We start from the raw sequence: 20,061 nt of genomic DNA on the forward strand, positions 1-20,061 counted from the left end.
CCTGGACGTGCCGCAGGCGCACGCCGAGGCCACCCCGGCCACCCCCGCCCGGCCCCCCGCGGGCTCGAGCAGCGAGCTCGCCCGCGCGAGCCTCCGCTACACGCTTCGTGCGAGCGCCGCCTGCTCGACGCGATCGAGCCGCAGGTGGCGCTCCTCGCCGGTGCTCGAGTCGACGCAGTGGATGAGGGTGGTGTGCCGCTCCATGATCACCCCGACCACCGTGACCACCCGCTCGCCGGATCCACCGTCCGCGCGCCGGTAGCGAACGCTCAAGGGCCGCCGCGTGAACCACGCCTCCTCGACCGCCTTGCGCACGGCCGCCGGAGCCGGCAGCGCGGGGACGCCGACGAACTTCAGCTCCTCCACCACCGAGAGCAGCGCGCGCTGGGCCGAGACCGAGAGCGCGCCGCGGACCTTGTCGAGCGCGGCCTCGAGCGTCTCGCCGAACGGGAGCAGTCGCATGCGGCTCGCGTACGCGCCGAGGGCGATCAGCACGGCGGCCTCGCGGGCGTTCAGGTTGACGGGCGGCAGCGAGTAGTGGCGGTCGAGCGCGTAGCCGCCGCCGCGGCCCTGCTCGGCGTGCAGCGGCAGGTCCCCCGCCCGCAGGGCGTCGAGGTCGCGGTAGACGGTGCGGACGGTGACGCCGAAGCGCTCGGCGATCGCCTGCGCGGTCACCCCGGTGCGGCGGCCGCGGAGGTACTCGGCGATGGCGAACAGGCGGGCTTGTCGGGTCACGGACGGCTCGGGATGAAACCTGACATAACGGTGACACTGCGCGCAAGCATCGTCCCGCCAGGACGACGGATTCCCCGTTCGTCCTTTCAAGGAGACGAGGCGATGACGAGCGCGATCAACTGGTTCGAGCTGCCGGTCGAGAACCTGGAGCGGGCCCGGAAGTTCTACGAGACGGTGCTCGGCACCCCCCTCGGAGCCGGGGCCCGCGTGAACGACGGCGACCTGCCGATGGCATTCTTCCCGAGCTCCGACGGCGTCGGCGGCGCGCTCGTGAAGGACGCGCGCCTCGAGCCGGCCGCGGACGGGGCGGTGGTGTACCTGAACGCCGACGGCGTGCTCGACGCATGCGTGAGGCGCGTCGAGGCGGCCGGGGGCAAGGTGCTCGTGCCGAAGACGGACATCGGCGAGCACGGCCACTTCGCGCTGCTGCTCGACACGGAGGGCAACCGCGTCGGCCTGCACGACCGTACTCGCCGCTCTCCCGAGCGGGCCTGACCACCGGTCGGACACTCCGGTCATCGCCGCTCGCTCCGAAGCGGAATGAGCGCGCGGCGCGCGGAGGCCGAACGCATCGCCCCGACGACCGCAGGGTCGTCGGGGCGGTGGTGCGATCGCGGGTTGCGAGCGAAGATGCGCGTCATCCAGCAGCAGGGCGGCCACGCTGGAGGAGCGCGCAGAGCAACGCGAGGACCGCAGCGAGGCCGGCGAGGGCGACGGGGATGGCGCGAGGCCCCAGCGCGTCGGCGAGCGCCCCGTGGAGGCTGGGCAGCGCCGCCATCCCCAGCGTGGCCGCCGATACCTGGAACCCCACCGCGTGAGCGGCGACCGCCGCGCCGAGTCGAGCCGGCGTGCGCGACATGAGCATCGGAAAGATCGGCGCCAGCGAGAGGCCGAGCAGGACGAGCCCCGCCGCGCCGCCGACGCCCGGAAGGAGCGCGTACATCACCGCCCCCGCGAGCGCGCCGAGCGTCCCCGCGCGCACCAGGCGGTCCGGTCCGAGACGGCCCACGGCGAACCCGACGGCGACGCGCCCGCCGGCGATGCCGCCCCAGTACGCAGCTGTCCACGTCCCCGCCCCCTCCAGCGAGAGGCCGCGCGTCTCGCGCAGCACCGTGAAGGCCCACTGCCCCGCGGAAGCCTCGAGGCCCGTGTACGCGAAGAAGATGGCGAGCTGGAGCCAGACGCGCGGCAGGCGCAGCGCGGCCCAGGCGCTCCCGGCCGCCCACCCGACGGCGGCCGCAGGGCCCTCCCATCGGCGACGCGTCGCGAGAAACGAGAGCGCCATCGCGCCGAGGGTGGCCGAGAGCGCCGCGTAACCGGCCCGGATCGACGCGCCCGCCGCGAGCGTGAAGGTCATGGCCGCGGGGCCCAGCGTCGCGCCGGCGCTGTAGCAGGCGTGCAGCCAGTTCATGTGCCGCGGCGCGAAGTGCACCGCGGCGTACGTGTTCAGTGCCGAGTCCACCGCGCCCGAGCCGAAGCCGACCAGCACCGCGCACGCGACGAAGAGCGGCCAGGATGGCGCGAGGGCAAAGCCGGCGAGCCCTGCGGCGACGAGGCCCGTCGACAGCGCGAGGAGCCTGCCCACACCGAGCGCCGCCGAGATCCGCCCGGCGGCGAGGCCGGACACGAAGTAGCCCGCGACGTTCGCCGTGAGCGCCGCTCCCATCGCGGCCTGAGGGAGACCGAACCCCGCCCGCAGCGACGGCCATGCGACACCCAGGACGGTGTCCGGCAGGCCCAGCGATACGAACGCGACGTAGGCGAGGACGAGGACGGAGGCGGCGGAGCGCGGACCCGACGGCACCCGCCGCATGTAACCGCCCCACCCCGGAGAGCACCACGTTCGCGAGGGCGGGCTCCTCCCGCGGACGGCGTGTGGCGCGCGGCTGGTCCGGCGAACGCGAGGGTCGCGTGCCGGACGGCACGCACGGCTCACACGACGTACAGTCGCCCTTCCTGGAGCGGCTCGACGGGGCTCTCGGAGAGGTCGAGCGCGTCCGAGAAATGTCCGAGGCGCATTCGCGTGCGCGTCTCGGCGGGGACCGTGCCGAGCCGCTCGAGCGGCGTGTGGATCCCGAACCCCGCCTCGTGGACCACGAGGTCGGCCGCGCCGAGCCAGTCGATGAGATCGGGATCGAAGCTCGTGTCGGCGCTGAACCCGACCGCCCTCCCCCCTGCGCGAATGCGGAGCGCGGTCGTGGGCACGTGGTGACACGTGAAGCGACACTCGAGCTGGAAGGGCCCGATCCGCACCGGTCGCGCCTCGTCGAGCGGGGTCAGCTCGAAGTAGTCGTCGAACGTCCTCGCCTCGAGCGAGCCGTCCGAGGCCGCCAGCCGCTCCATCCCCGCCGCGAGGTGCCCGTCCCAGAGTCGCCGCGCGACGTCCGGATGCGCCGCGAGGCGCGCGCGGCGTCCGAGCGCGAAGTACGAGAAGAAGCCGAGGTCCTCGACGCCCGACACGTGATCGGCGTGCAGGTGCGTGAGCACGACCGCCTCCAGCGCGTCGACGTCGAGCGCGACGCCGCTCGGCGCGGAGGCCTCCCGCATCATCTTGCGGATGGGGTGCGGGCAGTCGACGAGGAGCCACCGCCCCTCGGCCCGGAGCGCGTAGCTGCTCGAGTAGTGGACGGTCGAGAAGGCGTCGCCGACTCCGAGAGGCAGCAGCTCCAGACTGGGCATGGTGTACCTCGCGCGTGAAAGGAATCCACGGCGTCCGTGGATCAGCGGTCCACCGTCTTCATGCGCTCCTCGTCGTACCGCGGCCCCGCGATCGCGCCCGGCGGCAGCGCCGCGTCGAGCTCGGCCAGCTCGGCGGGCGCGAGGGAGAGCCTCGCCGCGGCGACGTTCTCCTCGAGGTAGCTGCGCCGCTTCGTGCCCGGGATGGGCACGACGTCGTCGCCCTTGTGCAGGAGCCACGCGAGCGCGAGCTGGCCGGGCGTCGCGCCCTTGCGCGCCGCGAGCGCGCGCACCGCGTCGGCGGCGCGGACGTTCGCGTCGAAGTTCGCGCCCTGGAACCGGGGATCGCGGCGCCGGAAGTCGCTCTCCGGGTACTCCTCCGCGCGCCGCACCGTGCCGGTGAGGAACCCGCGCCCGAGGGGCGAGAAGGGGACGAGGCCGATGCCGAGCTCGCGCAGGAGCGGGAGGATCTCCGGCTCGAGGTTCCGCTCCCAGAGCGAGTACTCGCTCTGGAGCGCGGAGATGGGGTGGACCGCGTGGGCGCGCCGGATCGTCCGCGCGCCCGCCTCGGAGAGCCCGAGGTAGCGGACCTTGCCATGGCGCACCAGGTCCGCCATGGCCCCGACGACGTCCTCGATCGGCACCGCTGGATCGACCCGGTGCTGGTAGAGCAGGTCGATCCGATCCGTGCGGAGCCTGCGGAGCGAGGCCTCCACCACCTCCCGCACGTGCTCCGGCCGGCTGTCGAGGCCGACGACGTTGCCGTCCTCGATCCGGAACCCGAACTTGGTGGCGATCACCACGCGATCCCGCCTGCCCGCGAGCGCGCGCCCGAGCAGCTCCTCGTTCCGGAACGGCCCGTAGACCTCGGCGGTGTCGAAGAAGGTGACGCCGAGCTCGAGCGCGCGGTGGATCGTCGCCACCGATTCCGCCTCGTCCGCCGCGCCGTACGACTGGCTCATCCCCATGCAGCCGAGCCCGAGCGCCGACACCTCCAGGCCCAGCCGCCCCAGCTTCCGTTTCGCGAGCCCCATGCGGTCACCCCTCCCTGGCATCGGATGCGTTCTACCCGCTCGTTCCCCTTGACACCGCGCCCCACCTGCGCCAAATACGCGTTCGGTGGCACCGAATTCTAAATCGGCCCGACGGGCCCGCGAGATCGAGCACACCCGCCGCGACATCATGGATGCGGCGGCGCGGGTGTTCGCCGGGGCGGGGTTCCACGAGGCGACCATGCAGGCGATCGCCGGCGAGGTCGGCTTCACGGCGGCCTCGCTCTACACCTACTTCAAGAGCAAGGACGAGATCTACGCGGCGCTCGTCGACGAGTTCAGGGGCGCGTTCCTCGCGACCTTCGACGCCCACCTGCCCGCGGGCCTCACCTTCGAGCAGCGGCTCGAGCTCCTCATCCAGCGCCAGTTCGAGATGGCGTTCGCCCGCCGCCAGGCGCTCCGCATCATGTTCGACCTCGGCCCCCGGCACCGGTGCCGCAACGACGAGGACGGTCCGCTCGCGCTCCTGCGCCGGATGACCGAGTTCCTCGCCGCGTCGGGCGCCGCGGAGCGGCTGCGCTGCCCGCCCGAGGAGGCGGCGCGCGTCCTCTTCGGCATCACCCAGGCGACCTTCCTGCCCTGGATCACGGAGAGCACGGCGGCGGTGCCGGATCCCGCCCGTCACGCCGCGCATGTCGTGGACCTCTTCCTTCGGGGGGTCGGCCGCCCGTCCGGCGGCTAGAGCCGCCGCCGTCCCACCCACCGTGACGCCTTGTTACGAGCGTCGCCGCGTGCTAAACGCCGCTTCAATTTGCCGAATGGAGATTCGGAGATGACCCGTACCCTCCCCCGCCTCGCCGTGCTCGCCGCCCTCACCCTCGCCTGCGGCCGCGGCGGCGGCGCCGCCCTCCCCGCCGCCGCGCCGAGCGACGCGCACCCCGACGCCATCGGCGTCCGCACCGTGAAGCCGCACGCCGGGTCCGCCCAGGTGACCCGCGCGACCGGCGAGCTGCGCGCGCGCCACGAGGCGACGCTCTCGGCCGAGACCTCCGGCCGGATCCAGCGCTTCCTCGTCGACGTCGGCTCCAAGGTGAAGAAGGGCGACGTGCTCGTCGAGCTCGACGCCTCGACCGCGCGCATCCAGGTCCAGCAGGCCGAGGCCGCGCGCGCGGCCGCCGAGGCAGCGCACAAGGGCGCCGAGTCCGATCTGCGCCGCGTGCGCGAGCTCGCCCGCGGCGACGCCGCGTCCCCCGCGGCGGTCGAGCGGGCCGAGACCGTCGAGCTGCAGACGGCCGCCGCGCTCCAGCAGGCGAGCGCCGCGGTCGCGGCCGCGCAGGACCAGCTCTCGAAGCACGCGCTCAGGGCGCCGTTCGACGGCGTCGTCACGGCGCGGACGAAGAGCGCGGGCGAGTTCGTGGCGATGGTGCCGCCCACCCCGGTCCTCGCGATCGTGGACCTCGGCTCGCTCGAGGTGCGCGCGGGCGTTCCGGAGGCGGTGGCGGACCTGCTCGCGCCGGGCGCCGAGCTCGCCGCCACGGTGAGCCCGTCGGGCAAGCCGTTCAAGGCGCGCATCCGCTCGGTGGGCGCGGTGGTCGAGGCGGGGACGCGCACGGTCGACGTGCGCGCCGATCCCATCGGCGGTCCGCTCAAGGAGCTCCGCGCCGGCGCGATCGTCGAGATCGCGCTCGGCGGCAGTGCCGCCGCCGAGGGGCTGTTCCTCCCCGCCGGCGCGGTGGCGGAGGAGGGCGGCGCGCAGTTCGTCTGGACCGTCGAGGCGGACAGGCTGAAGCGCCAGCCGGTGAAGGTCGAGAAGCTCGGGCCGGGCACGGTCCGGGTCCTGTCCGGCGTCGGCCCGGACGTGCTCGTGGTCGCCGAGAACGGCGCGAGCCTGAAGGACGGCGCCCCCGTCCGCGTCCTCCAGTAACCGAGAGAGAGCCGAGGCACGCACGTGAGCCCCATCCGCACGTTCATCCGTCGCCCCATCTTCACGAGCATGCTCTTGCTCGCGGTGGTGGTGTTCGGCCTGTTCTCGTACCCGCGCATCGGCGTCGACCAGATGCCCGAGGTCGACTTCCCGATCGTCACCGTCACGACGATCCTGCCGGGCGCCGACCCGGAGACCGTCGAGGAGAACGTCTCGAAGCCGCTCGAGGAGGCGCTCAACACCCTCTCCGGCCTCGACACCCTCCGGTCCCAGAACTTCGAGAGCGTCTCGATGGTCGTCCTGCGCTTCGAGCTCTCGAAGCCGGTCGACGTCGCCGCCCAGGACGTGCGCGACAAGGTGCAGGCGACCCTCTCCAAGCTGCCGAAGGAGATCGAGACGCCGGTCGTGCAGAAGCTCGATCTCGGCGCGATGCCGATCGTCCAGCTCGCCCTCTCCGGCCCGGTGCCCATCGAGGAGCTCACCCGCATCGCCGAGGACGAGCTGAAGCCCGGCCTCCAGCGGCTCCAGGGCGTGGGCGCCATCGACGTGGTCGGCGGCCGCAAGCGCGAGCTGAACGTGGTCGTCGACCCGGTGCGGCTGCGCTCCTACGGGCTCGCAGCGACCGACGTGTCCCAGGCGATCCGCGCGCAGAGCGTCTCCGTCCCGGGCGGCAGGACGCTCGAGCCGGGCCAGGAGCGCGTCGTGAAGCTCGAGACCGAGGCCCGCTCGGTCGAGGAGATCCGCGACCTCGTCGTGGCGAGCCCCGGCAACCGCCCCATCCGCGTGCGCGACGTCGCGAACGTGGTGGACGGCCCCGGAGAGGCGCGCTCCGCGGCGTCGCTCGACGGCCGCTCGGCGGTCGCCCTCGTCATCCGCAAGCAGTCGGGCGCGAACACCGTCGAGGTGGCGGAGCGCGTGAAGGCGGACCTCGCCGCGCTCACCCAGCGGCTCCCCGCGGGATCGAAGCTCGAGGTCGTCACCGACAACTCCAAGTTCATCCGCGGCTCGATCTCGGCGGTGCAGCACGACCTCCTCATCGGCGCGATCCTCGCGGTGCTCGTCGTGCTCGTGTTCCTGCGCGACTGGCGGGCCACCATCGTCTCCGCGTTCGCGCTGCCGACCTCGGTCATCGGCACCTTCGCCGTCATGCACGCGCTCGGCTTCACCTTCAACACGGTGACGATGCTCGCGCTGACCCTCTCGATCGGCCTCCTCATCGACGACGCCATCGTCGTCATCGAGAACATCGTCCGCCACCTCGAGAAGGGCGAGCGGCCGCGCGAGGCGGCGCTGAACGGGACCGGGCAGATCGCGCTCGCGGTGCTCGCGGTGACCCTCTCGGTCATCGCGGTGTTCATCCCCGTGGCGTTCATGAAGGGGATGGTCGGCCGCTTCTTCTTCCAGTTCGGCGTGACCGTCGCGGTGGCGGTGGCCATCTCGTACTTCGTGTCGATGACGCTCACGCCGATGATGTCGGCGCGCATCCTCGCGAAGCACGGGCACGGCTCGACGCGGGTCGGCGCCGCGCTCGAGCGGTTCTTCACGGGCATCGAGCGCGGCTACCGCCGCACGCTCGAGTGGGCGCTCGCGCACCGCGCCCTCACCGTTGCCGCCGCGGTCGGCGTGCTCTTCGCGACGGTCGCCCTCGGCAGGTTCCTCCAGTTCACGTTCATCCCGTCGCAGGACCAGGGCGGCGTGACGGTGAGCGTCGAGCTGCCGGTCGGGACGCCGCTCGCGGAGACGCAGGGCGAGGTGGAGAAGATCGCCGGGCAGATCCGCGCCGTCCCGGGCGTCGTCAACGTCTTCTCCCTCGTCGGCGGCGGGGTGGACGAGGCGGTGAACAAGGCCGACCTCACCGTGAACCTCGTCTCGTTGAAGGAGCGGCGCTACAGCCAGGAGGAGTTCAAGCAGCACCTGCGCGAGTCGCTGAAGGTGCGGACGGGCGGGATGTTCTCGGTCGCCGACCAGCAGATGATGGCCGGCGGTGGCTCGCGCCCGCAGCCGGTGCAGTTCAACATCCGCTCCGACGACTGGGACGCGCTCCTCGCCGCGGTGGAGAAGACCAAGGCGGCGATGCTGAAGAACCCGGGCCTCACCGACGTGGACACCACCTACCGCGCCGGGCGGCCGCTGCTCTCGGTGCAGGTGGACCGCGACCGGGCAGCCGCGGTCGGGCTCCCGGCCGCGGCCGTCGGGCAGACGCTGCGGGCCTTCCTCGGGCAGGACGCGTTCACGACCTACCGCGAGAAGGGCAACCAGTACGACGTGAAGCTCCGGCTGCCGGAGGCGACCCGCGCGGACCCGGACGCGATCGGCGCGCTCACCCTGCGCACGCCGAAGAACGAGCTCGTCGAGCTGCGCAGCGTCGCGCGGCTCGAGGGCGGCGAGGGGCCGTCGCAGATCGAGCGCCAGTCGCTGAAGCGCCAGGTGACCCTGCTCGCGAACCTCAAGGGCTACTCGCTCGGCGAGGCGATCTCGTTCCTGAACGGCGTCGCGAAGGAGTTCCCGGCCCAGGTGCAGACGGACTTCGAGGGCCAGGGCAAGGAGCTCGCGAACACCGGGCGCGAGTTCCTCATGGCGCTCCTCCTCGGGATCATCCTCATCTACATGATCCTCGCGGCGCAGTTCGAGAGCCTCCTCGACCCGGTCACGATCATGCTCTCCCTGCCGCTCGCGGTGATCGGCGCCATCGCCGCGCTGCTGCTCGCGCACGAGTTCATGTCGATGCTCGCCATGATCGGCATGATCATGCTCGCCGGCCTGGTGACGAAGAACGGCATCCTCATCGTGGAGTTCACGAACCAGCTCCGCGCCGAGGGCCGCTCCACGCTCGAGGCGCTCCTCGAGGCGGGCCCGCTGCGGCTCCGCCCCATCCTCATGACGTCGATCGCCATGATCGCCGGCATGATCCCGGTCGCGTTCGCGCGCGGCGACGGCGCCGAGATGCGCACCGGCATGGCGTGGGCGATCATCGGCGGCCTCGCCGCCTCGACGGTCCTCACGCTCGTCGTGGTGCCGGTGGTCTACGCGCTCCTCGACGGCCTGCGCGGGCGGCTCGTCCGCGCCCTCCCCGCCCCCCGCGACGAGAAGGGCTCCGAGGAGGAGGCCGCCTAGCGACCGGCGCGCGCAGGTTGGATGAGCGGGGCTCCCCGGATAGTCGCCGGGGAGCCCTTCGCGCTCTGGCGCGCCCGCGCTAGAACGCCTCCAGCACGAGCACGTACAGCTCGACGCCGGTGCGGCTCGCCGCCAGGTCGAGCCGGATGTTGGCGCCTTCGTCGGTGAGCCGGAAGCGGAGGCCGGCGCCGCCGGTGACCTTCACCGTCCGCAGCGAGAGATCCCCGAGCCCCGGGCCGACCGCGCCCGCCGCCGCGAAGGTGGTGGCGCTGAGCCGTCGCCACACCGGCACCCGCAGCTCCGCCTGCGTCGCCCAGTCGAGCCGGTCGCGGTAGCGGCCCTCGCGGATACCGCGCAGGAAGCGGGTGCTGCCGATCTTCGGCAGGAGCGTGAACGGCGGGTCGCCGTGGGCGCCCTCGACGTAGCCGTCGAGCCCGAGCACGCGCCCGCTGCCCAGCGGCAGGAACCGGCTCGCCTCCAGGACACCGCGCCCGAAGCCGTGGCTCCGGCCGATCCCCTCCGGCGCGTAGACGTACCAGGCCTGCGCCAGGGTCCCCGTCTGGGGCCAGAAGGCGCTGTCGCGCGAGTCCCACCGCACGCTCCCGCCGAGCGCCACCGCCGAGTAACCGTTCCAGCCGGTGACGGCGCCCGAGGCGAGCGCGCCGCCTGGCCGCCGATCGCGGATCTCCTCGGCCCGGAGATCCAGGCGCGGGCCGGCGCTGAGGTGCGAGACGATCGGGAGCTCCATGGTGAGCACCAGCTCGGCCGAGCGGCGGGTGAAGTCCTCGCGCTGCCCGGTCGTCGTGTGCGGGCCGACGCCGTAGAACGTATCCGGGAAGTGGACGAGCCGCGCGCGCCCGGACACGAGCGCGCCACCCCGGAGATAGACGTCTCCGGCGAGGTCCGTCGCTCCCTGGCGGTCGAGCGTGTAGACGGCGTCGGCGAAGAAGCTGCTCGGGCGAGGGGCGCCGTCGAGGTGGACGTGGAGGCCGCCGGTGGCGCCGAAGCCGAGCCGCGTCTCGGGGAGCCAGAACAGGACCGGCAGCGCGAACCAGCGCCTGCCGCGCTGCGACGCCTCGGCGGCTGCCACGTGCCCCGCCTGGTGGGCGGAGGTCTCGGAGGACCGGTCACCGGGCTCGGTAGGCGTCGAAGGGGTGGGAGGAGGAGGCGCGTCCCCGCGGGGGGCGACCGGCGCCTCGCCGTCCGGCGGCGTGGGCGCGGTCGAAGGATCCGGGCCGGCCGGCAGATCGGGCGACGCGAAGGACAGCACGGCAGAGGCGAGGAGGACCAGGGCGGCGCTCATTGGTCGAGACCGAAGCTACCCCGGCGGCGGAGGCGGCGCAGCGCGATCGGGCGCGGCGCGGCGAGGGACCGCTCCCCCCTTTGCGGAGAGTGCCGCGTGGCCGGCGCGCCGCGCGACCCGGATCGAGACGAGAAGGGCTCCCCGGATCGCTCCGGGGAGCCCCGTCGTGCCTCGTCCGTCGGAGGCGCTACTTCATCTTCTCGGCCTTGATCTCCACGGCCAGCGGCTTGTCGTCCTTGAGGTTGAACGACGCCTTCACGTCCTGGCCCTGCTTCAGCTGGGACGCGGCGACGTGCTGGCCGTCGAGCTCGATCTTCGTGTTGCGGTCGACGCTCAGCTTCGCCGCCGGCAGCTCGTCGCGGCGGACGGTGATCGAGCTCGCCGTGACGGCCTCGATCTTCCCCTTCACCTCGTAGTTGTCCTTGCCCTCGAACATCGGGTGCTTCCGCTCGTCGCGCGCCGCCATCGTGCCGGCGCCGGTGCCTGCGCCGGCCGCGGTGCCGTGGCGCGTCTCGTCCCTGCGCGCGTCCTGCACCTTCTCCTGCGCCTCCGCCTTCTCCTTGCGGACGTCCTTCTGCGCCTCGGCGGTCTTCTTCTGCGCGTCGGCTTGCGCCTCGGCGGTCTTCTTCTGCGCGTCGGCCTCCGCCTTCTGGACCTTCTCCTGCGCCTCGGCCTGAGCCTTCGGCACGTCCTCCGCCCGGACGCCCTGCGCCCAGGCGAGCGCGGCGAGCGCGCCCACGATCGCGATCTTTCTCATCGTGTATCTCCCCTCCCTGTGGCGGGCGTCGCGCCCGCAAGCGAGAAGGTGCGCACTCTCCCGCCGTCCGGGGAACCTGGCGTCCGCAGCGAGGTCGACGCACGCCGGGGGGCAGGGACGAACGCAGCTGCGCCCCTTCCACCCACGGCGCGCCATCCGCCCGCACGGCGCGCGAGGGAGCGAGCCCTTCTCTCAGCGTGCACCTTCGTCTCGGCTCACCCGAGATCGCGACGCGCGGGCCGGGGCGCCTATTCAAGCGCGCCCATCGAGCCCTCTCCGGCGTGCCGGGGCGGCCTCGGGCTCGGCGGCGACCTCCCCGACCGGACCGGCGAGCGCGTCGAGGCGTGAAGGGCTTCCGCAGGACCCTCGGCACGGGGGCGGGATTCGCGACACCGCAGGTGATCGCGAATCGCGAGCTGTCGTCTAGGCGGTCTCGATCCGGGCCGCCTTCTCCAGCCCGAGCTCCTGGATCGCCTGCTCGCGCATCCGGAACTTCTGGACCTTCCCGGTCACCGTCATCGGGAACGCGTCCACGAACTTGTAGTAGCGCGGGATCTTGTAGGTCGCGATCTTGCCGCGGCAGAGCCGCCGGATGTCGTCGCCGGTGAGCGTGACGCCGGGGCGGAGCTTCACCCACGCCATGAGCTCCTCGCCGTACTTCGCGTCCGGGACCCCGATCACCTGCACGTCGGAGACGCCGGGGAGCGTGTAGAGGAACTCCTCCACCTCGCGCGGGAAGACGTTCTCGCCGCCGCGGAGCACCATGTCCTTGATGCGGCCCACGATCTTCACGTAGCCGTCGGCGTCCACCGTGGCGAGGTCGCCGGTGTGCATCCAGCGGCCGGAGTCGATCGCGTCGCGCGTCGCCGGCGCGTCGTTCCAGTAGCTGACCATCACCGAGTAGCCGCGCGTGCACAGCTCGCCCGGCGTGCCGCGCGGCACGACGCGCCCGGTGGTCGGATCGACCACCTTGATCTCGACGTGGGGGTGGACCTGGCCGACGGTGGTGACTCGCTTCTCGAGCGGATCGTTCACGCGCGACTGCGTGGACACCGGGGAGGTCTCGGTCATGCCGTAGCAGATCGTGACCTCCGGCATGTGCATGTCCTTCTGGACGCGCTTCATCACCTCGATCGGGCAGGGCGAGCCCGCCATGATGCCGGTGCGGAGCGACGAGAAGTCGAACGCGGAGAACTCCGGGTGGTCGAGCTCGGCGATGAACATCGTCGGCACGCCGTAGAGGGAGGTGCAGCGCTCCTCCTGGACCGTCCGCATCACCGACTGCGGCTCGAAGCTCTCCGCCGGGATCACCATCGCCGCGCCGTGCGTGGTGCAGGCGAGGTTCCCCATCACCATGCCGAAGCAGTGGTAGAAGGGCACCGGGATGCAGACGCGATCCTCCTCCGTGTAGCGGAGGTACTGCGCGACGAAGTAGCCGTTGTTGAGGATGTTGTGGTGCGAGAGCGTCGCGCCCTTCGGGAAGCCGGTCGTGCCGCTCGTGTACTGGATGTTGATCGGCTCGTCGAACTGCAGCTCGCGCTCGACGCGGGAGAGCTCCTCCTCGGAGAGCCGTCGCGCGTCCTGCCGAAGGTCGGTCCACTCCTCGTCGATGACGATCGTCTGGCGCAGCTCCGGGCAGCGGAGCCGCACCTCCCGCACCATCGCGACGTAGTCGGCCTGGCGGAAGGCGCGCGCGAGCAGGAGCGTCGAGACGCCGGCGTGCCGGAGCGCGTACTCCAGCTCGTGCACTCGGTAGGCGGGGTTCACGTTCACGAGGATCGCGCCCACGCGGGCGCAGGCGTACTGGAGCACCACCCACTCGAACCGGTTCGGCGACCAGAGGCCGACGCGGTCCCCCTTGCGCACGCCGCGGACGAGCAGCGCCCGCGCGATCTCTGAGGTCTGCTCCCAGAGCTCGCGGTACGTCGCGCGGTAGCCCTGCTGGACCGAGACGAGCGCCTCGCGCTCCGGGAACCGGGCCACGGTGCGGCGCAGGTTCTCGCCGATGGTCTCGCCGAGGAGCGGCACCGACGACGGGCCGCTCAGGTAGGAAGGTGCGTACAAAGGAATGCCTCCCGCGCGCGGCGGCGCGCAAAGGGCGGCATCGTATTTCGCCAGACGAGCGGCCGCTAGACGCCGCGCGTCAGGGCAGGAGCACCACCGAGCCCGTGGTCTCGCGCGCCGAGAGCGCGCGCTGCGCGTCGGCGGCCTTCTCGAGCGGCGAGGTCCGGCCGATCTGCGCCTTCACCTTGCCGGTCCGGAGCATCTCGAAGAGCGCGGCGGCCCCGCGCTCGAGATCCTCGCGCCGCGCGATGTACGTGAAGACCGACGGCCGCGTGAGGAAGAGCGAGCCCTTCCGCCCGAGCACGGCGAGGTCGAACGGCGGGACCGCCCCGGAGGCGTTGCCGAAGCTGACCATGAGCCCGAGCGGCGAGAGGCAGTCGAGCGATCCCTCGAAGGTGGCCTTGCCGACGGAGTCGTAGACGACCGGGACGCCGGCGCCGCCGGTGAGCTCGCGCACGCGCCGGGGGAAGTCCTCGCGCGTGTAGACGATCACGTGATCGCAGCCGCTTGCGCGCGCGATCTCCGCCTTCTCGTCCGAGCCCACGGTGCCGATGACGGTCGCGCCCAGCGCCTTCAGCCACTGCACCGCGATGAGCCCGACGCCGCCAGCGGCCGCGTGCCAGAGCACCGTCTCCCCCGCGCGGACCACGTGCGTGCGCCGCACCAGCGCGTGCACGGTGAGCCCCTTCGTCAGGATCGCGGCGGCGGTGCGATCGGCGATGTCGTCGGACAGCTTCACGAGCCGGTCGGCCGGGACGAGCCGCACCTCGGAGTAAGAGCCCGGCGGGCCGGTGTAGGCGACGCGGTCGCCGGCGTGGACGTGCGTGACGCCCGCGCCGACCGCCTCCACGACGCCGGCGCCCTCGACTCCGACGCCCGACGGCAGGGGCAGCGGATAGAGGCCGGAGCGGTGGTAGATGTCGACGAAGTTCACGCCGATCGCGGTGTGGCGGACGCGCGCCTCTCCCGCACCCGGCGCGCCGACCTGGACGTCCTCGAGCCGGAGTACCTCCGGCCCGCCGGTCTCGTGGAAGCGAATGGCCCTGGGCATGCCCGGCTCCTAACCTTGGGCGGCGCGGCACGCCAGGGCCCGCCCGGCGCGAGCGAGGCCGAGAAAATCAGGGGAGCAGGCAGGCGGAGCCCCATCGGCGTGCCGACACTGTCCCCGCCATGCGCCCTGCCCACCACGTCCTCGCACACCGGCCGCTCGTCCTCGTCCTCGGCTCGTCCGCCCTCACCGCCCTCCTGGCCTGCGGCGGCGGGACCACGCCAGCAGCCTCCCCCGATCCGGGCGCGGCCGCGGTCGACGCGCCGTCCGCCGTGGGCCCCGGGACGACGCCTGGCGCGGCCAACGCGTCCTCCCTGAGCGTCGAGCGGCTCGACGCCGCCGCCGAGTGCGACGCGCTCGTCCCGAGCTCGGCGCCCGAGCCGGTGACCGTCCAGCTGACCGCCCCGGCGGGCGGCTCCTGCGTCGCCGGGAACGCCGACGGGACCGGTGCGGTCGCGCTCGGCGTGCGCGACGCCGCGGGTGCGCTCACCTGGCAGGCGACCTCCCGGGACGGCCGCCCGCTGGGCTCCTTCGCCGCCGAGGCGCTCGTCGCCGCACCGGACGGATGGCAGGGCCTCGCCGGGGCCGCCGGCGAGGTCGAGCACGTCGCCGTCGCTCCGGACGGCCGGGTGCGGCGCGCCTCCGCGATCTCGCCGGACCCGGCGCTGCGCACCGGCTTCCGCTCCCGGCTCGCGCAGGATCCGGCCGGCGGCAGCGTCGTCCTCTTCCGCTCGGTGACCCTGGCGGGCAACCACTGGAACGCGCTCGACGCGTTCCGCTTCGACGCGAGCGGCGCCCCGCGCTGGCCGGAGGCGGTCGCGGTGTCGTCCGATCCGGACGCGGCCGAGCCGTACTTCATGGCCGCCGGGGTCTCCACCACCGGCGCCGCGCTCATGCTCTTCCAGGACTCCGCCTTCCTCCGCGCGCGCTGGGTCGAGCCCTCGGGCGCGCCCGTGGCCGACGCGAGCGAGCCGGAGACGTCGGCCGCGGTCGTCGGCGACGGGCTCCGCCACGACGTGGACCTCTCTCCGCTCCTCGACGGCGGCCTCGCGGTCCGCTCGGACGGCGCCTGGCAGCGCCGCTACGCGCCGCTCGCCTCGCGCTCGGAGCCGCTGCCGGCCTGGCTCGCGGACCGCGCGCGCTGGGGCTTCCGCTTCACGCGCGGCAACGCGGGCTACGCGGCGCTCCAGCCCGCTGGCGAGGCGTCGCCCGACTGCGCGCAGCGCATCGAGCTCGTCGCGCCCTCGGGGCGGCTCTGCGGCCGCATCACCCTGCATGAAGCCGGCTCCGGCTGCACGACCGGCGCGCTCGACCAGGGCTGGGACGGGACGGTGGTGCAGCAGTCCGGCAAGGACGCGTGCACGTTCCGCTGGTGGCCCGGGCTGCTCGCCCGCGGGTGAGGGCCCGCCGCGGCCGGCGGACCGGCCTGAACCCTCCGGCGCCTCCCAGGCTCTCACGGCGCGGCCGTCTCCCGATCCCGCAGCCGGAGGAATGCCCGTGGGCCACGCCCGATTCGCCGTCGCAGCCGTCCTCGCCGCCATGGTCCTGCCTGGTGCCGCCGCGGCCCAGATCAGGACGGTCGGCGCCGACGAGGTCCGGGCGCTCGCCTCCGGCGCGCGCAAGGCGCTCCTCGTCGACAGCCGCAGCCCCGAGGAGTACGCGCAGGCGCACCTCCCGGGCGCGATCAGCATCCCGGCGGCGTGGACGAAGGCGTACCAGAGCTCCCTCCCGAAGGACCCGGCCGCGCCCGTCGTCTTCTACTGCCGGGGCGGTGGCTGAACGCTGAGCCAGGAGGCCGCCCGTGCGGCGGCCGAGATGGGCCATACGAACGTGCTCGTCTACCCGGGTGGCTTGCCGGACTGGGTGAGCCGAGGCTTGCCCGTGGAGCGCGGCGGGGCCGGCGCGAAGCGCGGCTGACACCGCGCCGGGGGCTGCCCCCGGGATCAGCGGAGCGCGTCCATCAGTGCGTCGAGCACCGCCCGCGGCGGCCGCACCGCCTCCGTGGGCAGGGTCGCGAGCGGCGCCTCCACCAGGTTCATGAGGTCGACGAGGCTCGGCGCCTTGGCGTCCACGAAGAGCACGCCGGTGAGCACGTCGCCGCCCGCCTGCGCCTCGACGAGGCGCGCCATCGCCCGGCCGCGGTCGCGCGGATCGTACCCCTCCTCCAGCTTGCGCAGCCGCAGGTGTGAGCCGTCGTGCATCGTCACGTCGACGGTCGTGCCCGGGTCGTACTCGACCGCGAGGTCCTCGAACGCCGGCACGAAGTGCAGCTCGTGCAGCGGCACGTCGTGCTCCTTCATGTACGCGTAGGACTTGGTCGAGCCCTCGTGGTCGTTGAAGGTGACGCACGGCGAGACCACGTCCAGCATCGCCGTCCCGCGGTGCGCGATCGCCGCCTTCAGCATCGCCGAGAGCTGGCGCTTGTCGCCCGAGAACGAGCGGCCGACGAACGTCGCGCCGAGCTGGATCGCGAGCGTGCAGAGATCGATCGGGGGGAGGTCGTTCTGGACGCCGGTCTTGAGCTTCGACCCGAGGTCCGCGGTGGCCGAGAACTGCCCCTTCGTGAGCCCGTACACGCCGTTGTTCTCGACGACGTAGAGCATGGGCAGGTTCCGGCGCATGAGGTGCACGAACTGGCCGATGCCGATGGAGGCGGTGTCCCCGTCGCCGGAGACGCCCAGCGCGAGGAGCTGCCGGTTCGCGAGGACCGCGCCGGTCGCGACCGACGGCATGCGCCCGTGCAGCGCGTTGAACGCGTGCGAGCGGCTCATGAAGTACGCGGGGCTCTTCGACGAGCAGCCGATCCCGGAGAGCTTCGCGACGCGCTCGGGCGGCACGCCCATCTCGTACATCGCCTCGAGGATGCGCTCGGAGATCGCGTTGTGGCCGCAGCCTGCGCAGAGCGTGCTCTTGCCGCCCTTGTACTCGACGACGGTGAGGCCGAGCCGGTTCGTGCGCGGGGCGGCGGGGGTCGGAGGGGTGGCCATGTCAGCGCGCCTCCTCGGCGCGGATCGCCTCGGACACCGTGCGCGCGTCGAGCGGCAGCCCGTCGAGGTGCGGGACCGGGCGGAGCCGCGGGACGAGCGCGGGCGGCAGATCGAGCTTCAGGAGCGCCGCGAGCTGGCCGTCGCGGTTCTGCTCCACGACGTACACGCGCTCGTGCGCCTCCACGAACGCCCGCACCTCGCGCGAGAACGGGTAGGCGCGCACGCGCAGGTAGTCGGACTCGAGCCCCGCCTCGCGGCGGAGCTGCTCGCGCGCCTCGCGCAGCGCCGGATCCGAGGAGCCGTAGGCGAGGAGGCCGACCTTCGCCTCGCCGGACCCCTCCCGCACCGGCGCGGGCAGGAGGTCGCGCGCGCCGTCGAGCTTCTTCTCGAGGCGGGCGAGGTTCCGCTCGAACGTGCGCGGATCCTCGCTGTAGGCGGACTTCTCGTCGTGCCCGGTGCCGCGCGTGAAGTAGGCGGCCTTCGGGTGCGGCGTGCCCGGCAGCGTGCGCCAGCCGATCCCGTCGCCGTCCACGTCGGCGTAGCGCGCGAAGCCGTCCAGCCGGTCGAGGTCCTCCTTCGAGAGCACCTTGCCGCGATCGAGCGGCCGCGCCGGATACGGGAACGGATCGGACATCCAGACGTTCATGCCGAGATCGAGGTCGGTCATGACGAACACCGGCGTCTGGAGCCGCTCGGCGAGGTCGAACGCGTCCACCCCCATCGTGAAGCACTCCTCGACCGATCCGGGGAGGAGCAGCACGTGGCGCGTGTCGCCGTGGGAGAGAAACGCCGTCGAGAGGATGTCGCCCTGGGCGGTGCGGGTGGGGAGCCCCGTCGACGGGCCGACGCGCTGGACGTCGAAGATCACCGCGGGGATCTCGGCGTAGTAGGCGAGCCCGGCGAACTCGCTCATGAGCGAGACGCCCGGCCCGGCGGTGGCGGTCATCGCGCGCGCGCCGGCCCACCCCGCGCCGATGGCCATCCCCACCGCCGAGAGCTCGTCCTCCGCCTGGACCACCGCGAAGGTCGCCTTGCCGTCCGGGCCGATGCGGTACCTGCGCAGGTGCCCGATGAGCGTCTCGACGAGCGAGGACGAGGGCGTGATGGGGTACCAGGCGACGACCGTGACGCCCGCGAAGAGCGCGCCCATCGCCGCCGCGGCGTTGCCGTCCACCAGGATCTTCCCCGCCGTCCGGTCCATGCGGCGGACGACCAGCGGGTCGCGCTTCTCGAGCGTCGCCGCGTGCTCGAACCCGGCCCGCGCCGCCGCGACGTTCAGGTCGCGGGCCTTGGGCTTGCCCGGGAACTGCTTCTCGACGGCGTGCTCCACCTCGCCCAGGTCGATCGCGAGCAGCCGCGCGAGGACGCCCACGTACGCCATGTTGCGGAGGAGCCTCCGGAGCTTCGGCTCCTTCGTGAGCGGCTCGACGAGCGCGTCGAACGCGACCGGGTAGTACACGAGGTCGCCGCGGAGCTCCGCGAGCGCGAGCGGCGCGTCGTACACGACCGCCGCGCCGGCGCGGAGCCCGAGCACGTCCTCGCGCGCGGTCTCCGGGTTCATCGCGACGAGGAGGTCGACCTCCTTCTTTCGCGCGGTCCAGCCGTCCCGCGACGCGCGGATCGTGTACCAGGTCGGCAGCCCCGCGATGTTCGACGGGAACAGGTTCTTGCCGGAGACCGGCACCCCCATCTGGAAGATCGCCCGCAGGAGCACGGTGTTCGAGCTCTGCGAGCCCGAGCCGTTCGCGGTCGCGATCTGGATCGAGAAGTCGTTCACCAGCGCGCCACCGTCCGGCCGGGCGGCCGGCAGTGGCGCGACGGAGCTGTCCGGGGACGCCATCGTGCGCTCCTCCATCTGCTTCATAGAGGGAGCGACATCTGGCCGCAGGAGCTTCTGAGGCGCGGGGGTCGGGGCGCTCGGGCGTGACGGCGATCTCACCCGCCATCCGACCGGGTGCGCTCCCGCCCGGGGGCGTCGCGCGCCTTCTGGCCTCGCCGGGGACGGCGCTCAGCGCGCGAGGTGCCGCGCCAGATCCTGGTCGAGCCCGGCGAGGTGCTCGCGCAGCCAGTCGGAGAGCCAGTTGTGGAGCGCGAGCCCGGCGGCGGCGCTGCCGCCATCGCGCGCATGGGCGCGGCGGTGGCCCTCGAGCTCGCCGCGGAAGCGGGCGTGCGCGGCGCGGTGCTCCTCGAGGCGCGGGTAGCCGGCCCCGGCCATGAGCCGCTCCTCGGCGAGGAAGTGCCGCTCCGCGTAGCCGGTGAGGTAGGTGAACAGCTCCTCGACCCCCGCCCGATCGCCGGTGCGCAGCGCGCGCACGAGCCGCTCGGCGCGCCGGAACAGCTCCACGTGCCCGGCGTCGATCTCGTCGACGCCGACCGCGAGCGACGGGCTCCACTCGAGCGGCATGCCCCGACGAGTGCGCCCATCGCGACGCTCCGTCAACGTCCCGGACGCGCGCCTTTC

The 20,061-nt window shown here is 73.2% G+C and carries 17 protein-coding genes; 6 read left to right on the plus strand and 11 right to left on the minus strand.

The genetic code is table 11. The annotated features are described in order from the left end of the window. Positions 1–96 precede the first annotated feature (96 nt). The gene (locus tag MNY62_RS02740; RefSeq protein ID WP_242342562.1) at positions 97–735 is read right to left on the minus strand and encodes a helix-turn-helix transcriptional regulator; all 639 of its coding nucleotides are present in this window, start codon (positions 733–735) and stop codon (positions 97–99) included. A gap of 102 nt (positions 736–837) precedes the next feature. Between MNY62_RS02740 and MNY62_RS02745 the strand changes: the two genes are divergently transcribed. Then, the gene (locus tag MNY62_RS02745) at positions 838–1,230 is read left to right on the plus strand and encodes a VOC family protein (protein WP_242342563.1); all 393 of its coding nucleotides are present in this window, start codon (positions 838–840) and stop codon (positions 1,228–1,230) included. Between the two features lie 142 nt (positions 1,231–1,372). Here the strand turns inward: MNY62_RS02745 and MNY62_RS02750 are convergent, their stop codons facing one another. The 3 genes from MNY62_RS02750 to MNY62_RS02760 all read right to left on the minus strand — a co-directional run bounded on the left by MNY62_RS02750 (position 1,373) and on the right by MNY62_RS02760 (position 4,445). Next, on the minus strand, positions 1,373–2,539 hold the full coding sequence (locus MNY62_RS02750) for an MFS transporter (RefSeq protein WP_242342564.1): 1,167 nt from the start codon (positions 2,537–2,539) through the stop codon (positions 1,373–1,375). A gap of 128 nt (positions 2,540–2,667) precedes the next feature. Further along, on the minus strand, positions 2,668–3,414 hold the full coding sequence (locus tag MNY62_RS02755; protein ID WP_242342565.1) for an MBL fold metallo-hydrolase: 747 nt from the start codon (positions 3,412–3,414) through the stop codon (positions 2,668–2,670). A gap of 41 nt (positions 3,415–3,455) precedes the next feature. Beyond that, on the minus strand, positions 3,456–4,445 hold the full coding sequence (locus tag MNY62_RS02760) for an aldo/keto reductase (RefSeq protein ID WP_242342566.1): 990 nt from the start codon (positions 4,443–4,445) through the stop codon (positions 3,456–3,458). Positions 4,446–4,530: 85 nt separating this feature from the next. Between MNY62_RS02760 and MNY62_RS02765 the strand changes: the two genes are divergently transcribed. The 3 genes from MNY62_RS02765 to MNY62_RS02775 all read left to right on the plus strand — a co-directional run bounded on the left by MNY62_RS02765 (position 4,531) and on the right by MNY62_RS02775 (position 9,441). Continuing rightward, positions 4,531–5,145 (plus strand): TetR/AcrR family transcriptional regulator, encoded by a 615-nt coding sequence (locus tag MNY62_RS02765; protein ID WP_242342567.1) that lies wholly within the window; start codon positions 4,531–4,533, stop codon positions 5,143–5,145. Between the two features lie 90 nt (positions 5,146–5,235). Next, positions 5,236–6,327 carry an efflux RND transporter periplasmic adaptor subunit gene (locus MNY62_RS02770; RefSeq protein ID WP_242342568.1) on the plus strand — a complete coding sequence of 364 codons (1,092 nt, stop codon included), beginning with the start codon at positions 5,236–5,238 and terminating at the stop codon, positions 6,325–6,327. Positions 6,328–6,351: 24 nt separating this feature from the next. Further along, positions 6,352–9,441 (plus strand): efflux RND transporter permease subunit, encoded by a 3,090-nt coding sequence (locus MNY62_RS02775; RefSeq protein WP_242342569.1) that lies wholly within the window; start codon positions 6,352–6,354, stop codon positions 9,439–9,441. A gap of 79 nt (positions 9,442–9,520) precedes the next feature. On the opposite strand, the gene MNY62_RS02780 is transcribed toward MNY62_RS02775, so the two are convergent. From MNY62_RS02780 to MNY62_RS02795, 4 genes are all read right to left on the minus strand, one after another. Then, complete coding sequence (locus tag MNY62_RS02780; protein ID WP_242342570.1) at positions 9,521–10,744, minus strand: BamA/TamA family outer membrane protein; 1,224 nt, start codon at positions 10,742–10,744, stop codon at positions 9,521–9,523. Positions 10,745–10,931: 187 nt separating this feature from the next. After that, on the minus strand, positions 10,932–11,501 hold the full coding sequence (locus MNY62_RS02785; RefSeq protein WP_242342571.1) for a DUF5666 domain-containing protein: 570 nt from the start codon (positions 11,499–11,501) through the stop codon (positions 10,932–10,934). A gap of 423 nt (positions 11,502–11,924) precedes the next feature. Next, positions 11,925–13,565, minus strand: a complete 1,641-nt coding sequence (locus tag MNY62_RS02790; RefSeq protein ID WP_242342572.1) for an AMP-binding protein — start codon at positions 13,563–13,565, stop codon at positions 11,925–11,927. A gap of 79 nt (positions 13,566–13,644) precedes the next feature. After that, positions 13,645–14,616, minus strand: coding sequence for a quinone oxidoreductase family protein (locus MNY62_RS02795; protein ID WP_242342573.1), 972 nt, complete (start codon positions 14,614–14,616; stop codon positions 13,645–13,647). A 119-nt stretch (positions 14,617–14,735) separates the two neighbouring features. Between MNY62_RS02795 and MNY62_RS02800 the strand changes: the two genes are divergently transcribed. Then, positions 14,736–16,013 carry a hypothetical protein gene (locus MNY62_RS02800; protein ID WP_242342574.1) on the plus strand — a complete coding sequence of 426 codons (1,278 nt, stop codon included), beginning with the start codon at positions 14,736–14,738 and terminating at the stop codon, positions 16,011–16,013. Between the two features lie 97 nt (positions 16,014–16,110). Then, positions 16,111–16,392: a rhodanese-like domain-containing protein gene (locus MNY62_RS02805; RefSeq protein WP_242342575.1), complete on the plus strand. Its 282-nt coding sequence runs from the start codon at positions 16,111–16,113 to the stop codon at positions 16,390–16,392. A 164-nt stretch (positions 16,393–16,556) separates the two neighbouring features. Here MNY62_RS02805 and MNY62_RS02810 read toward each other — a convergent pair whose 3' ends face one another. From MNY62_RS02810 to MNY62_RS02820, 3 genes are all read right to left on the minus strand, one after another. Further along, on the minus strand, positions 16,557–17,600 hold the full coding sequence (locus tag MNY62_RS02810) for a 2-oxoacid:ferredoxin oxidoreductase subunit beta (RefSeq protein ID WP_242342576.1): 1,044 nt from the start codon (positions 17,598–17,600) through the stop codon (positions 16,557–16,559). Position 17,601: 1 nt separating this feature from the next. Continuing rightward, complete coding sequence (locus tag MNY62_RS02815) at positions 17,602–19,464, minus strand: 2-oxoacid:acceptor oxidoreductase subunit alpha (protein ID WP_242342577.1); 1,863 nt, start codon at positions 19,462–19,464, stop codon at positions 17,602–17,604. Positions 19,465–19,608: 144 nt separating this feature from the next. After that, the gene (locus MNY62_RS02820) at positions 19,609–20,004 is read right to left on the minus strand and encodes a bacteriohemerythrin (RefSeq protein ID WP_242342578.1); all 396 of its coding nucleotides are present in this window, start codon (positions 20,002–20,004) and stop codon (positions 19,609–19,611) included. Positions 20,005–20,061 lie beyond the last annotated feature (57 nt).

This window comes from Anaeromyxobacter terrae (genome assembly GCF_022690685.1).
In the GTDB taxonomy this organism is placed as follows: Bacteria; Myxococcota; Myxococcia; order Myxococcales; family Anaeromyxobacteraceae; genus Anaeromyxobacter; species Anaeromyxobacter terrae.

Bases quoted from the DNA above. Each gene is read 5' to 3' on its own strand.
- MNY62_RS02810 (WP_242342576.1), bottom strand. From the start codon at position 17,600: ATGGCCACCCCTCCGACCCCCGCCGCCCCGCGCACGAACCGGCTCGGC.
- MNY62_RS02745 (WP_242342563.1), top strand. From the start codon at position 838: ATGACGAGCGCGATCAACTGGTTCGAGCTGCCGGTCGAGAACCTGGAG.
- MNY62_RS02820 (WP_242342578.1), bottom strand. From the start codon at position 20,004: ATGCCGCTCGAGTGGAGCCCGTCGCTCGCGGTCGGCGTCGACGAGATC.
- MNY62_RS02770 (WP_242342568.1), top strand. From the start codon at position 5,236: ATGACCCGTACCCTCCCCCGCCTCGCCGTGCTCGCCGCCCTCACCCTC.
- MNY62_RS02815 (WP_242342577.1), bottom strand. From the start codon at position 19,464: ATGAAGCAGATGGAGGAGCGCACGATGGCGTCCCCGGACAGCTCCGTC.
- MNY62_RS02785 (WP_242342571.1), bottom strand. From the start codon at position 11,501: ATGAGAAAGATCGCGATCGTGGGCGCGCTCGCCGCGCTCGCCTGGGCG.
- MNY62_RS02780 (WP_242342570.1), bottom strand. From the start codon at position 10,744: ATGAGCGCCGCCCTGGTCCTCCTCGCCTCTGCCGTGCTGTCCTTCGCG.
- MNY62_RS02755 (WP_242342565.1), bottom strand. From the start codon at position 3,414: ATGCCCAGTCTGGAGCTGCTGCCTCTCGGAGTCGGCGACGCCTTCTCG.
- MNY62_RS02795 (WP_242342573.1), bottom strand. From the start codon at position 14,616: ATGCCCAGGGCCATTCGCTTCCACGAGACCGGCGGGCCGGAGGTACTC.
- MNY62_RS02760 (WP_242342566.1), bottom strand. From the start codon at position 4,445: ATGGGGCTCGCGAAACGGAAGCTGGGGCGGCTGGGCCTGGAGGTGTCG.
- MNY62_RS02800 (WP_242342574.1), top strand. From the start codon at position 14,736: ATGCGCCCTGCCCACCACGTCCTCGCACACCGGCCGCTCGTCCTCGTC.